Raw genomic sequence first — 14,631 nt, forward strand, 5'->3', positions numbered from 1 at the left:
AGGCAATCGTATGGTTATCATCTCAACAACCTGCACTTATAAAAAAGAGCTTATTATTAAGCTCAGGCCTTTGCAAATTATATTGCAAAAGCCTGAACGGATTTCTTATTCAAATTCTGAGCGAAGGATCTGCAATACTTCCTTAACTGTTTCTTCCTCTAAATCAGTACGTTTCACCAACTCGCTTACAGAAAGAGCCAATACACTTTTGGCACTGTCACAACCGATGGCCTTTAATTCATCAATTACCCAGCTATCAATTTCGTCTGAGAATTCTTCTAAGTCCACATCCTCTTCATCTGCATCTTCAGCATCACGGAATACGTCAATATCATATCCGGTTAATTTACCGGCAAGTTTAATATTATGTCCGCCTTTACCAATTGCTAAAGAAACCTGATCTGGCTTTAAGTACACCGAAGCATGCTTTTTATCATCATTAATTTTGATGGATGTAATTTTTGCCGGACTTAAAGCACGTGTGATGTATAACGAGGCGTTATTAGTGTAATTAATTACATCTATATTTTCGTTGCGCAACTCACGTACAATTCCATGGATACGAGACCCTTTCATACCCACGCAAGCACCAACCGGATCAATGCGGTCATCGAATGACTCAACAGCCACTTTAGCACGCTCTCCAGGCTCACGAACGATTTTCTTTATGCTGATCAGACCATCAAAAATTTCAGGCACTTCCAGCTCGAACAAACGTTGCAAGAACGCAGGAGCGGTACGTGAAATAATAATTTTAGGATTGTTGTTGATCATTTCCACTTTTAAAACTACAGCACGAATGCTATCGCCTTTTTTGTAGAAATCGGCAGGAATTTGTTCGATTTTAGGCAACAAAAGCTCATTACCTTCTTCATCTAAAACCAAAATCTCTTTTTTCCATACCTGGTATACTTCACCCACCACAATCTCGCCTACACGATCTTTATATTTTTTATAGATATCGTCTTTCTCAAGCTCCATGATACGCGAAACCAATGTTTGGCGGGCAGCCAAAATGGCTCGACGACCAAAGCTTTCCAACGTAATTTGTTCAATGGCATCATCTCCCACTTCCAAATCAGGATCGATGAGCTTGGCTTCGGCTAATTCTACCTCCAATGCATCGTCTTCCGAAAAACCATCTTCCATCACTTTGCGGGTACGCCAAATCTCAAGGTCACCGTTTTCGGTGTTCAAGATCACGTCACAGTTTTCGTCAGTACCATATTTACGACGTAACATGCTACGGAATACATCCTCCAGCACGCTCATCATGGTTGGTCTGTCAATGTTCTTGAATTGCTTAAACTCCTGAAAAGAGTCTATCAAATTGATGTTGCTCATTTTAATTATTGTTGATCCTTACCCCTAACCAATAATCTGCGTGATTACTGATTACGAATTATCGTTTACTTAAAACTTACTGTTACTTTCACCTCAGCTATTTGATTAAAGCTTAGCTCGCTTTCAATCAATTGTGCCTTTTTTCCTTTTTCTTTTACCGTTTCTTCAATGGTAATTCCGTTTTCTGTTGAACTCAGCAACTTTCCTTCTCTTTTTGCCCCATCATTCAACTTAACAATTACCGTACGGCCTATATTTTTAACAAACTGACGTTGGTGCTTTAACGGATAATCAAGCCCTGCTGAGGATACTTCCAAAGTATAAGCATGATCTATCGCATTCTCTTCTTCTAAATGAAATCCGACGTGTCTGCTCACTGCAGCACATTGATCAATACCCACACCCGTATCGCCATCCAGCAAGATCATTAATTTATTGTTTGGCAACATTTTAATGTCAACAATAAATAAATCCGTGCCGTCTAATTTTTCTTCTACTAACGCTGTTACTCTGTTAATTACTACGCTCATCTACAACATAATAAACAAAAGAGGGGACACCGTCCCCTCTTTTCTCTTTTTGCAACGCAAAGGTAATAAAAAATATTCTGCTTACAAAACCTTTTAGCATCAGGAGTTTAGCATCATGAATTACATCAATAAAATGAGTAAATAGTGAATCAACGAGCTATTTAGTTGCTTCTGCCTGACAATCTGCAGAATAGTTGATTGTGGCTAACAATTCTACGGTTTTGGCCCAATCAGAGCCTCGGAAACTTTGATCATATAACCGTTTGGCATAATCAATATTTTACGCACCAATAAGCATGGAAGATGGCTTGCCTGCACTAACGCATATCTAATTTTCAGAAAAAAGGCTTAAGCAAGTCCCTCACCTACTTAAGCCTTTAGCCTAACCTTTGATCTAATTATTTCTCAAGCATAGGTGCGAAGGCGCAAAGCCGAAGTAAACTCATTATTGACCCAGCATTTTCTTAATATTCTCCACCGTGCCGCCAATCTTTACATCGGGTGCCAGGTTGGCCTTTAGGGTTGTGATTTTGGAGTTAGCAAGATTAATAGAAGAACCCGCGCCGATATCCAGCTTTGCATAGGTAGCATTTCCAATGTGAACAATCATATCCGTAGAATCATTAGCGGTGACGATTAATGAATCAACACCAGGAACAGAGAGGTTTAGCGATTTCAATTCCTTTGCCTTAACAGTCATTTTCTTTCTAAAAAAAGAGTCATTGACTTCTACCGATTCAACATTATCTGCGAAAATCTCTTCGGGCATCTTTTCAAATGAAAGATCTAAGTGGTAGATGCCGCGGTTGCCATATCGATTTTGTCCTGTGATCTTTTGTTCTACATAGAGCGTATCCTGCTTATAGGCAAATGACATGCTGTCGGCAATATTCATTGGCAATCCCTGACTCAGGTTATTTTTTCCGATCCAAAGCTTCAAATACACTCCCCATTGTTTTGTACCGATCAGATTTTTAACACATAACACCCGTACGGGCCTGTTCTGTAATTTAGATCCGATATCTTTTGTTTCCGATTTTTCCGGATGCTTTTGTTTCTCGGCTTCTAACCAATATATTCTTAGGGGTGTAGTGAACACCAGCAATAGAGCTGCTGTACAGAGTATTTTTGTTGAGTTTTTCATGTTTGAATAGGATTACACAGATTTAGCAGATTTACACAGATATTGATTAATGGGCAGTCAGCAGCTTCTTAACATTCTCCATATCGCCCGAAAGCTGTACATCTGGCCCGAGCTTAGTGGTAACGTTATTGATCTTAGCAGAACCGAGATCGAGCGAACAGGTACCGTCCATCTCAATATTGGCCCGATTAATCTTTACATCGTCCTTTATAACAAAACCTGACCGCACTTGGGACTTAATGGTTAATTCGGCAATGGAAATATTGGTCAAATTCATCTGATCAACATTCCTGGCATTAATCCTCAGTGTTTTCCACTGTCCTTGCTCTCCTTCAACCGTTATCTTCTCCACATTGTCAGCAATAATTACCTCAGGCAAAACATCGAATGTTAGACTCACCAAATCATTGATGGTTTGAGAGACTCCGGGACTTGTTTGATTTTCTTTACCCGCGGCCACCTTTTGACTAACAAACAGTGTATCGCCACGAAATGAATAAACCCCATCATCATTCCAGTAAGTTAACTCATCATCCTGTTCGTGTCTTCCCTGTTTAACAGTCAAATAAACGCCTTGCCCATTTACAGGTTTTAGGTTTTTCACGCAAAGTACCCGTATTTTTCTTCCGCTTAACGAGCCCGGCTTAATCGCAGTATCTAAAACGGTTCCTTTAGCTTTTATCCAATACACATGTAAAGGAATAGTCAGCAGCAGCAAGAGTACTGTTGCTATTAATAATTTAATCGACTTGTTCATTGATTTAGGTAGTTGTGGGGTCGTATTCTTTTTTAAACGCTTCGTATTTTGCTTTCAGTTCTTCAAAATCGATATCCAGCAAATACAGATTTCGGAAAAAAGGCATTAATTCATGCGCAATAAATTGTTCCTTGCGATAGGCCTTAATCTTTTCAATGGCATTATCAGCAGCAAAAAAACCGACTCCTCGTTTGTTTATACTAATTTCTTCTTGTTGTAAAATTTCATAAGCACGCAGCACGGTATTAGGATTCACTTCCAGCTCTACCGCCAGTTCACGTACAGAGGGGATGCGCTGCCCCTGCTGCCATTTACCCAGGAGTAACTGCTCGCAGGCAAACTCCACTATTTGCAGGTAAATAGCCTGTTGATCTCTAAATTTCATACCTCTCGTTCTTTAATGCGTAAATAAGTGGCTACCCAAACTAATGCAGGGATCATCAACACCCAGACTATAACTACTATTTGGTGGGGCCATGACATGAGGTATTCTAGTTTCAGAAATTGCTGTAATCCGTAAACATACACACGATTCTCATGCCATTGAACATATCCATAAGTTCCGGCTGCAACAACCAGCAAGGTGCTAACAAATGCATACCGTTTAAACAAAAAAGGCCCCAAGAGAAAGATGGAGGTAAAGATTGAATACAAAGCCAGCAACGCTACAGTATCAAACCAAGCATATTTCAGATCAACATAGGCAAGCTCTTTAAGTAATGATTCGGCACCCCCAGCTTTGGCCATGGAGATATAAGCGTTAATGAAGAAATAATCGATTATGCAAAACACCAGGGTATATACCAATAATAAAGCAGGAAAAACCAAGAGCCAGTTCAGAATGAATTTTTCGAAGCAGGTTGCCGGCTGCATAAGAAAACCAATGGATTTGGCCTTGCCTGATAAATGATTAAACCGCATGTTGGCCCAGCATGCACTCAACAGAATCAAAACAATATTATAAACACCCTCATGTTTATGACGCCAAATCGGATAAGTATAGGAGTCATGACGCGTATTATAACTAAGTTTAATAGCCGACTGGATATTATCTCCCATATAATAAAAGAACATTGAAATAACGATAGCAATAAGCGGTATGGCAAAGAGGTAAAGCCTTCGGTTCTCTGCCCATTCTTTTAGGACGAGCAGCTTAAAACGTTGCAAACTAAATGTGTTGTTCATAGCAATTTATACTAATTGAATGATGTTAATTTAAACTTGACGTTCTTTAATCCGCATCCAGGTGATGATCCAGAACAAGGCAGGAATCACAAACATTAACAGAAGGTAATCAGGGCGAATCCCTCCCGGAAGGGTATAGCTAAAGCCCTGCTTTACTGATTCCGGAATGAGTGAATGCTGCATGGAATTCAATAAGTCCATATAGGTATAAGCTCCTGTTGCAGCCAAAATGATCGTAATCACCACTGCATATTTTCTGAACAGGAGCGGGCCCAACAGAAAGATTGAAGTAAAAATCGGGTAGCATGAAAACTCAGACGGATGTTCCCAGACAGTTTTCAAATCAACAAACACAATTTTATTAACCTCTGTTACTGCCACCCCTGCTTCTTTAGCCATGGAGATATAAGCGGTTATAAATGCATGATCCATCACCCAGTACAAAATGGAGTATACCGTAAAGAAGATGGGAAATACCCATACCCAGTTAATGATCATTTTTTCTGTGGCAGTAGCCGGTAGTAGCAGAAAGTCGATAGATTTAGATTTATGCGATAAACTGTTAAACCGTAAAATCGCTGCAACCACACTAAGAAAGATTAACCCGGTTAAATACTTCATCTCATGGCCAAACTGAAAATTTTTCATCTGTGGGCCCACGTACGAAAGACCATTATTAATTTCTCTTTTTATATCATCCGTGATGTAGAAAAATAAAGAAATAAGAATGATGATTACCGGTATAGCCAGAAGGTAGAACTTCCAGTTCTCCGCCCAATCTTTCTTAAACAGGAGGCCCAAACGATGCATACTTAAAATCTTGTTCATATTATTTTCCATAAGCTATTTATGCCTGTTTCTTCTTAATTAATTGCCAGCACAGTATCCAAATGAGCACGGATACTGCAACCAAAAAGCCTGAGACGATGTAATAATTGAAGGACCCAAACAAAAAATCAGTCTTTATGCACCACCGACTTTCAATGGTATCCCCAAACTTTAGGATAGCAGAAAGTACGACTGCTATCAATAGAAAGCATTTAACTCCAGCATAGCGTTTAAAAAGTAAGTTTCCTATAAAAAAAACAGACGCATATAACAACCAATAATCCATGTAACTATCATTTATTATATGCAAGTGGTTTAGTTTATATTCAAAAAAATACAGGTGCATAATAACATAAGGCAGAATTGAGAAAGGAATTGCATAAACCCAATTCACCAAGAACTTCTCAAAAGCAGTAGCTGGTAGAATTAAAAAGTTAAGCGCTTTTTCATTTTTTGAAAACTGATTAAAGCGTAGAATAGGAAGCCAGACTGTAGTAATAAATAACAGGCCCATGCTCACATTAGCAGCAACAATTTCCTCGTTACCCCTTTTTACTACATTTTCAATCTTCAACATTAAAGGAATTATAGCAATTATGGCTGTCAGTATAAACAGATAAGACGTCCAGTTCTCGACCCAATCTTTTTTAAACAGCAGGCCCAAACGATGCATACTTAACGTAGAGTTCATGGCTTAGTTATTAAAGATTTTGCGGATATGTTGTTTATTCTCGGTGGCGGCGTTAAAGAGCAGCTCCATATCGGGTTTGCTGTCTTCGCCGTATTGGTTTTCAGCTACAGTCAGGTAGCCGGCTAAGGAAGATTCCTGGTACAAAACATTGGCATGCTCGTCAATGGTTTTGGCAACGGTAAAGAGCAAACGCTCAGAAATGCGCTCCATGGTATCGTTCAGCACAATGCTGCCTTCATCCAGAATAATTACCGCATCGATGAGGTTATCCAAATCGCGTACCTGGTGCGTGGAGATTACAATACAGCGCTCCTCATCAATCACTCCGGCCATAATCTTGCGGAACTGCGATTTTGAAGGGATGTCTAAACCGTTAGTTGGCTCATCCATCACTAGAAACTTCGCGTTAGTAGCTACGGCAAATGCAATCAGCAGTTTTTTACGCTGTCCGTACGAAAGGTCCTTAATTTTAGCATCGGCATCCACCTCAAACTCTTTCAGCAATTCATAAAAATACTCCTTGCTGAATGCGCTGTAAAACGGTCCGTTTACATTACAGTATTGCTGCACGCTCAAGTGTGGCAAATCAATTTCTTCAGGAACGAAAAATACTTGTTCCAAAAATGCAGGCTGGCGTTTCCCCGGAATAAAACTCATCGCGGTAATTTCCCCCTGTTTAGGAAACAATAATCCGCAAAGCAGGCGAAGCAACGACGATTTTCCGGCTCCGTTTTTTCCTAATAAGCCGTAAATGTGCCCCGGCTTCAACTCCAGGTTAAGGTCGGTAAATAAAGGCTTTCTTTTGTGATAGCCAAAGTTTAAATGGTTAATGGTAATCATAGATAATTGATATAGTGTTATAGTTTACTAATACACTACAATTGTAAAGATAGTGTTTGATAAATGCAAAAAATCTTGTAAAAAAGTTTAAGGGCTGGGTATAAAAAAGGCTTAAGCAAGCTCCTCGCCTGCTTAAGCCTTTATCCTAAAACCTTGATCTAATTATTTCTCAAGCAAGTTTTTAGCTGTTTCTTCAACAAGCGGTGATTTATCTTTTAACATTTCATGATATATCACTTTATTGTTCTTTGTTTTATACAGTTGATTCAATACGCCAAGCGCTGTTGCCCTAACATATGATTTTTCATCATTCTTGGCTGCATTTAGAACCAACGGATAAAACGTCTCCAAAGAAGTTACAGGTAAAGAAGCTAACGCTTGTAATGCAAAAATGCGGACACCCCATGCCTTATCTGTTAATGCCTTTTTAAAAACCTCCTGAGTTTCCGGACTAGTACTATTGTACTCAAGGTAGGAAAGGGCATCAATCTTATCCATAAACAGTGAGGCTTTATTAAATTGATTTACCCAATCCTGGTTATTTTTAGTCTCCCGTTTCATCCCTAAGAGCATTTTCTCGGCATCAAAATTTACTACATCAGGCTTTTTATCAAATTTAAAAGTAAACTTTTGTGAAGCCTGATTGATTATAATCCGCTTGCGTTCTACCTTATCTTCGAAATAAAAATCGACATCTATAGGCAATTTATACAGTGGAGACTTTTCAAAGTTTTGCAATTGGGCCACGTTTATTTCAACCTGCTTTTCTGCATCATTATAACCCGAAGCAACACTAACTTCCGGGTGTCCCGATGCTAAAAACCACTGATTAAAAAACCAATTCAAATCTTCTCCAGTAGTTTTCTCGAAAGCAATACGTAAATCATGCACTTCGGCAGTGGAATATTTATGTTCAGTAAGGTAATTCTTTAGGGCTGTAAAGAAAGCCTCGTCTCCAACATATTTGCGAAGCATATGTAAAATACGACCACCTTTCTGATAGGATACCAGATCGAACATTTTCTCACGATCATCAATATTAAAACGAATCAGGTTTTTGGATGCGTCGTCTTTAGAACTCAGGTAAGCCATCATATCCATCTGACTTTTGATATCGGCTTCAGCTCTTCCATATTTATGTTCAAACCATAAATACTCACCATAGGTGGCAAAGGATTCGTTTAATGGCAAATTTGGCCAAGACTCACAAGTCACCAAGTCCCCAAACCAATGATGAAACAACTCGTGACAAATGATATCTTCATGAGGTTCATCCAAATGCTCCCTGTCGGTCATCTGAAGCTTATCAAAATGAACCGTAGCAGTAGTGTTTTCCATCGCCCCGGAAACAAAGTCACGAACAACTATTTGTGAATACTTGTCCCATGGATAATCAACTCCCATTTTTGTTGAATAGAACTCGAGCATTTCAGGAGTGTTGCCAAATATCAGTCTTGCATATTTCTCATATTCAGGTTCAACGTAATAGTTTACTTCAACGTTTCTCCATTTATCTTTTACCACAGCAAAATCCCCTACTGCAATCATGGTTAGATAAGTACTATGCATTTTGTCTTGTTTCCAGCTATCAGTTCGGGTACCATCAGAATTCTGCTTAGAGCCAGTCATTATTCCATTAGAAAGAGTAACGTACTTCTTATCAACAGTCAAAGCAATTTCTTGCGTATGTTTCTCCTGGGGACCGTCAATTGTTGGAAACCAACAAGAGTTAGCTTCTGTTTCTCCCTGAGACCAGATTTGTTTCGGCTTTTTAGGATCTTTTCCGTCATTATTAATAAAGTACAAACCTTTATCCTCCGTAATGGCCTTACTTCCTTTTATAATGCGCTTATTGGGCATGGCGACATAATCAAGAAATACCGTGTATTCTTCATTACGCTTATAGGTTCGATCTAGTTTAATTCGAATTGATTCCCCATCGTAATCATATTTCAATGGTTGCTTAGAAGCTCCGGTAAGCAAAGCAACCTCATTTAACTTAAAGCCCTTGGCACTTAATTTCAATGAGTCGGTTGGATAGAAATATGGTTTTAATTTCAACTCCGCCTTACCATAAACAAAAGCACTATCCCATTTAAATTTGAGATCGAGTTTGGTATTAATTAAATCGTTTATTGTAGTATAAGTGGCAAAATAATTTCTATTGCGATGTAAGGAATCTGTTTTTTCAAGTGTATTGTTTGAGTTAGCACTTATTACCATTTCAGGCAATTGCACATGTTTTGTTCCTGAGCAAGCCATCAACGCTACAGATGCAGACAATGCCGAAACTAGTACTTTTCTATTTATCATTCTAAATTCTATGTGTTTCTCTTAAGTAAACCGAAAACAAAAAACTCCCGGCTGTATATTCAAAAGCAAGTATAAGTTGTTTTGACGGTAAAACAGCCGGGAGTCGTAAAATATTACGGATAGATCAGGCCGCTGTTTTTTGCGGCTCAGCCAATAATTCGTTTATGTATTGAGTAAACTCCTTAACAAAGTCAACATAATGCTTGCCGGTACCGGGGCCGCTGAACCCAGTGTGTATCTTTCGCACTTCTCCATTTTTATCAATAATAATGGTGGTAGGAAACCCAAGAATACGATCAAGCATTGGCAAGGCCTCATTCCTTTGTTCAGCCTCGTTGGTTTTATTAGTTACCAGTAAATCGTACTGCACATCAAAACGATCTTTAAACTTAGAAATTGATTTTTTAGAACGTTCAAAATCAGTGGTACGCTCAAAGGCCAATCCAACTATTTCAACTCCTTTCCCTTTATACTGTTTATAAAAATCGGCCAGGAACTTAGTTTCATCCATACAGTTAGGGCACCATGATCCCAGAAGCTGCACAATAACTACTTTGTTATTAAACTTTGGGTCTTTTAAAGAAATGACTTGTTTATTAAGGTTTGGATATGCAAAATCCAATCGTTTTTGGCCCTCCTTTAACTTGGCTAAAGAATAGGCATCAGGCAAGGTGGCCTTTTCATCCCTTGAAGCGCTCCATTCCTCAACATGATTTAATCCGGCATAAAATTTACCTTCACTAATTTTATCTCCATTAATCGATCCTGTAAATAAATAAGCATGAGAACCATCAAAGCATGATAAATAAAAATCATTATCGGCAACAATACCTTCAAGGTACCTATAATCACCTGTAGTAGTTAAAAAGGTGCCAGTTAATTTATTATCCTGTTGAACAAACTCTCCAATGGCAATTGTGCTGTCTTTACCGTCGGCAAACGTAGCAGCCCATTTCCCTGAAACATTGCTCGTAGCTTTCACTTTTGATTTCTCAAAACGCCAATAAGTATCCGGTTCTGCAATGAATGGCATTGAAACATCCTTATTGGCCAAATGCTTAATCCAAAACCCCTTAATCGCATCACCTTCAAATCGGCCCACAAATTCAGATTCAAAAAACGGCATTTTAATAAACACCGAATCATCCTTTATTATAATGTCATCCACAAGCAAGCGTTCGTCACCATTAATAATTTCAATATTAGGTTCGTTCTTCTTGTCATGAATCAAATTAAAATTGAAAGGAATTTCTTTTCCCGATTCTGTTTTTAATGTTGCACGCCATACACCATTTTGCATCATCGTAGCTCCGTTATCAGCACATCCGGTAAACAATAAGCTGGTAAGGATCAATCCAATTAAATACTTCATCTTAAATACAAGTCTTTATGATTGTGGTTCAATTTACTTATCGGTGACTCAATTAATTATAAAAGTAACCCTTTTAGCAATATTTCAATTTGGAAAAAACAAAAAAGCGACAACTACAAGTTGCCGCCCCTCCAATTTATTGATTGACTTTGCTGTTACCAGCAGATTCTTATTTCAACACTTCACGACTAATTACAATACGCTGAATTTCAGAAGTACCTTCGTAAATCTGGGTAATTTTTGCGTCACGCATTAATCGTTCCACGTGGTATTCTTTTACATAACCATAGCCTCCATGTACCTGAACAGCTTCCACAGTGGTTTTCATAGCCGTTTCTGAAGCAAATAATTTGGCCATAGCACTAGCCTGAGCATATGGCAGGTGTTGATCCTTTAACCATGCTGCCTTAAAGCAAAGCATACGGGCTGCCTCAATCTGAGTTGCCATATCTGCCAACTTGAACTGAATGGCCTGATGATCAGCAATTGGTTTACCGAATGCTTTACGTTCTTTAGCGTATTGAGTAGCTAGTTCAAAAGCTCCGGATGCAATTCCCAATGCCTGAGAAGCAATACCAATACGACCTCCTTCAAGGGTTTTCATAGCAAACTTAAATCCAAACCCATCTTCTCCAATTCGGTTTTCCTTTGGAACTATAACGTCTGTAAACATCAACGAGTGGGTATCAGAGCCCCTGATGCCTAATTTATTTTCTTTAGGCCCTACTGTAAAGCCAGGCATTCCTTTTTCAATAATAAACGCATTAATGCCTTTATGTCCTTTAGCTACATCAGTTTGAGCGATAACCAAATAAACAGAAGCGCTATTACCATTGGTAATCCAGTTTTTGGTTCCGTTTAACAGGTAATGATCGCCCATATCAATAGCAGTAGTGCGCTGCGAGGTAGCATCAGACCCAGCTTCAGGTTCAGATAAACAAAAGGCTCCAATCATCTCGCCTTTGGCTAAAGGCACCAGGTATTTTTGTTTTTGTTCTTCGGAACCGTATTGTTCAAGACCGTAGCAAACCAAAGAGTTATTTACAGAAACAACCACAGATGCAGACGCATCAACTTTAGAAAGCTCTTCCATAACCAACACATAAGATATAGCATCCAAACCACTACCTCCGTATTTAGGATCAACCATCATTCCGAGGAAACCAAGTTCACCCAATTTCTTTATTTGTTCGGCAGGAAACTTTTGGTGTTCGTCACGCTCAATCACGCCCGGTTTTAACTCATTTTGAGCAAAATCCCTTGCGGCCTTTTGTATCATCAGGTGTTCTTCTGTAAGCTGAAAATGCATAATTCTGTTCAGTTAAGATAAAATTTATTAAGGTTAATGAGCTCCAAATCTATCACAAAAACAATGTTTTAAAAACAAATTCCTGAAAAAATATACTATTTAAAAAAACAGTCTATTTTCTTTATCAACTTTAAAAAAAATGGCTTTTAAACTTAACAAGTGTAAGAATTAACAGGATCCTTAGGACGTCACCTATTTGAGGAAATGGGTCCGTTCTTTTCTTAATAGAAATAATTAAGTTTAAAAAATAAATGACGACCTATGCTTGTTGCTTTATTTTACGTTCAATTGCAGAAGTAGAGTAACCATCAATGTAGTCAATTGTTTTAACCTCTCCCCCCTTGCCTAATACCACATCGGCACCAACAATTTGATCGATAGTATAATCACTGCCTTTCACCAAAACATCAGGCTCCAAAAACTTAATCAATTCATACGGGGTAGACTCATCAAACAATACCACTGCATCTACAAAGCCCATCGATGCTAAAATCATCGCTCTCGAATGCTCATCCTGAATGGGACGGGTTGGTCCTTTTAACCCTTTTGTAGATGCGTCAGAATTTAAACCTATCACCAAATGTTGCCCTAAATCAGCTGCTTTAGAAAGATAATCAACATGACCTAGATGCAATAAATCGAAGCAACCATTTGTAAAGACCACCTTTTCCCCTAAAAACTGCCATATAGCAATTTTACGCTTAAGATCTTCTTTCAACATTACTTTTGATGCGATATATTGATTATTGGTCATTATATAGAGTTATTTAGTTTTAAAGACAGCCCCTGAATTAGAATCGTTCCAATGCTGAACAAAATAAATAGTTACAACACTGACCGAGCTTTTATATTTGATTTTTGGGTAAACAATAGCGAGAAAAAGCCTAGTGATCCGAAGATAATTATCATCAACGTTTGCGTTCCATGCGAAATAGTTGCATAAGCCAAGCCATCTATTTCTGCAATTCCATATAAAATCAATCCTTTAGAAACAATCCAATGAAAGGCCCCCAAACCACCCTGAACCGGAGCAGCCATACCTAAGCTACCAACAGTTAACACAAACAAAGCCGTTAAAAGAGTCAAGCTTGATGTTGGTGACAATGCAAAAAACATTGTATAAGTAGAAAACAAATAGAGCACCCACAATAAGAATGTATACAAAAGAAACCCTGATGAGCTTTTTAACTTTCCAATGCTGGCAAGTCCATGAGAGATTCCCTCTAAAAGCCCCATTATTTTTTTACCTATTGCAGACTGATAGACCTGATGTTTATATTTTTTAAAAATTATTATTGATAACACCAACAATCCAATTGATACTCCAACTGCAACAATCAACATTGAAGTGTTGCCCGTTAGCTTCTCAATAATGCCTTTAAGCAAGTTATCATAAACGAAGCTACTTATCCGATCAAACTGTAATAAGACTGTCAGCACCAAAATAGCTATCAATGAAAGCAAATCGACCACCCGTTCAACTATAACTGTCCCAATCAATTTATCCATTGGAACTTTATCTGTTTTGGTCAAAGTACCACACCGCACCACTTCTCCTAAACGCGGAAAAGCCAAATTTGCGGCATAGCCTACCAACACGGCAATAAAGGTATTACTACTTTTAGGTTTATGCCCCAATGGTTCAATAAGCATATTCCAGCGTACGGCCCTTACATAGTGTGCCACCATAGTAACAATGGCAGAAATAGCAACCCAGTAAAAATTGGCTGACTTTAACTTCAACATGATCAGGGAGATATCCTGCCCTTTAAACGCCAGATATAACATGGCAACACCCAACCCAATAAAGAATGAGTATTGCAAAACAGACTTAATGCTTTGATTCAATTGTTATTATTTAATTAAGCGATTTTGCTGATCTGGGAAAACAACTACGGGTTTATGCTTCTTGGCTTCTTCAAAATCCATAGTGGCATAAGAAATAACGATAACAATATCGCCAACCTGAACTTTACGAGCAGCAGGGCCATTTAAACAAACTGTACCAGTACCTCGCTCGCCTTTGATAATGTAAGTCTCAAAACGTTCACCGTTATTGATGTTTACAATTTGTACCTTTTCATTTTCAATCATGTTAGCAGCATCTAGCAAATCTTCATCAATAGTGATGCTTCCAACATAATGCAATTCGGCCTGGGTTACTTTAACCCGGTGTATTTTAGACTTTAATACTTGGATCAACATAAGGGAGGCAAAATTAGTAAATGTATTTGGATGAAGAAAACCAATGAACGAATGTTCGCAATTTCTAAATTAACCCTAATACCAACATTGTTAATATGATGAGTTAACTTTAA

The 14,631-nt window shown here is 38.4% G+C and carries 15 protein-coding genes; all 15 read right to left on the minus strand.

The annotated features are described in order from the left end of the window. Positions 1 to 105: 105 nt before the first annotated feature. Entirely contained in the window at positions 106 to 1,344 is a 1,239-nt protein-coding gene (gene nusA, locus L2B55_RS18765; RefSeq protein ID WP_237847991.1) for a transcription termination factor NusA, read from the minus strand. Positions 1,345 to 1,409: 65 nt separating this feature from the next. Then, entirely contained in the window at positions 1,410 to 1,874 is a 465-nt protein-coding gene (locus tag L2B55_RS18770; protein WP_237847993.1) for a ribosome maturation factor RimP, read from the minus strand. A gap of 445 nt (positions 1,875 to 2,319) precedes the next feature. After that, positions 2,320 to 3,018: a hypothetical protein gene (locus tag L2B55_RS18775; RefSeq protein ID WP_237847995.1), complete on the minus strand. Its 699-nt coding sequence runs from the start codon at positions 3,016 to 3,018 to the stop codon at positions 2,320 to 2,322. 46 nt (positions 3,019 to 3,064) lie between these two features. After that, the gene (locus tag L2B55_RS18780) at positions 3,065 to 3,775 is read right to left on the minus strand and encodes a hypothetical protein (protein ID WP_237847997.1); all 711 of its coding nucleotides are present in this window, start codon (positions 3,773 to 3,775) and stop codon (positions 3,065 to 3,067) included. A gap of 4 nt (positions 3,776 to 3,779) precedes the next feature. After that, positions 3,780 to 4,160, minus strand: a complete 381-nt coding sequence (locus L2B55_RS18785) for a GntR family transcriptional regulator (RefSeq protein WP_237847999.1) — start codon at positions 4,158 to 4,160, stop codon at positions 3,780 to 3,782. After that, entirely contained in the window at positions 4,157 to 4,960 is an 804-nt protein-coding gene (locus L2B55_RS18790; RefSeq protein ID WP_237848001.1) for a hypothetical protein, read from the minus strand. Before L2B55_RS18790 ends, L2B55_RS18785 begins: the two co-directional genes overlap by 4 nt. A 30-nt stretch (positions 4,961 to 4,990) precedes the next feature. Then, positions 4,991 to 5,788, minus strand: coding sequence for a hypothetical protein (locus L2B55_RS18795; protein WP_237848002.1), 798 nt, complete (start codon positions 5,786 to 5,788; stop codon positions 4,991 to 4,993). 19 nt (positions 5,789 to 5,807) lie between these two features. Further along, the gene (locus L2B55_RS18800; RefSeq protein WP_237848004.1) at positions 5,808 to 6,479 is read right to left on the minus strand and encodes a hypothetical protein; all 672 of its coding nucleotides are present in this window, start codon (positions 6,477 to 6,479) and stop codon (positions 5,808 to 5,810) included. 3 nt (positions 6,480 to 6,482) lie between these two features. Next, positions 6,483 to 7,319, minus strand: a complete 837-nt coding sequence (locus tag L2B55_RS18805; protein ID WP_237848006.1) for an ABC transporter ATP-binding protein — start codon at positions 7,317 to 7,319, stop codon at positions 6,483 to 6,485. A 162-nt stretch (positions 7,320 to 7,481) separates the two neighbouring features. After that, positions 7,482 to 9,632, minus strand: coding sequence for a M1 family metallopeptidase (locus L2B55_RS18810; RefSeq protein ID WP_237848008.1), 2,151 nt, complete (start codon positions 9,630 to 9,632; stop codon positions 7,482 to 7,484). A 124-nt stretch (positions 9,633 to 9,756) separates the two neighbouring features. Continuing rightward, entirely contained in the window at positions 9,757 to 11,004 is a 1,248-nt protein-coding gene (locus tag L2B55_RS18815) for a peroxiredoxin family protein (protein ID WP_237848010.1), read from the minus strand. Positions 11,005 to 11,173: 169 nt separating this feature from the next. Further along, complete coding sequence (locus L2B55_RS18820; RefSeq protein WP_237848012.1) at positions 11,174 to 12,313, minus strand: acyl-CoA dehydrogenase; 1,140 nt, start codon at positions 12,311 to 12,313, stop codon at positions 11,174 to 11,176. Positions 12,314 to 12,572: 259 nt separating this feature from the next. Further along, positions 12,573 to 13,067, minus strand: coding sequence for a D-glycero-beta-D-manno-heptose 1-phosphate adenylyltransferase (gene rfaE2, locus L2B55_RS18825; protein WP_237848014.1), 495 nt, complete (start codon positions 13,065 to 13,067; stop codon positions 12,573 to 12,575). A gap of 71 nt (positions 13,068 to 13,138) precedes the next feature. Then, positions 13,139 to 14,161 (minus strand): lysylphosphatidylglycerol synthase transmembrane domain-containing protein, encoded by a 1,023-nt coding sequence (locus L2B55_RS18830; protein ID WP_237848015.1) that lies wholly within the window; start codon positions 14,159 to 14,161, stop codon positions 13,139 to 13,141. Positions 14,162 to 14,167: 6 nt separating this feature from the next. After that, entirely contained in the window at positions 14,168 to 14,518 is a 351-nt protein-coding gene (panD, locus tag L2B55_RS18835) for an aspartate 1-decarboxylase (protein ID WP_237848017.1), read from the minus strand. Positions 14,519 to 14,631 lie beyond the last annotated feature (113 nt).

Source organism: Solitalea lacus (assembly GCF_022014595.1).
Taxonomy (GTDB): Bacteria; Bacteroidota; Bacteroidia; order Sphingobacteriales; family Sphingobacteriaceae; genus Solitalea; species Solitalea lacus.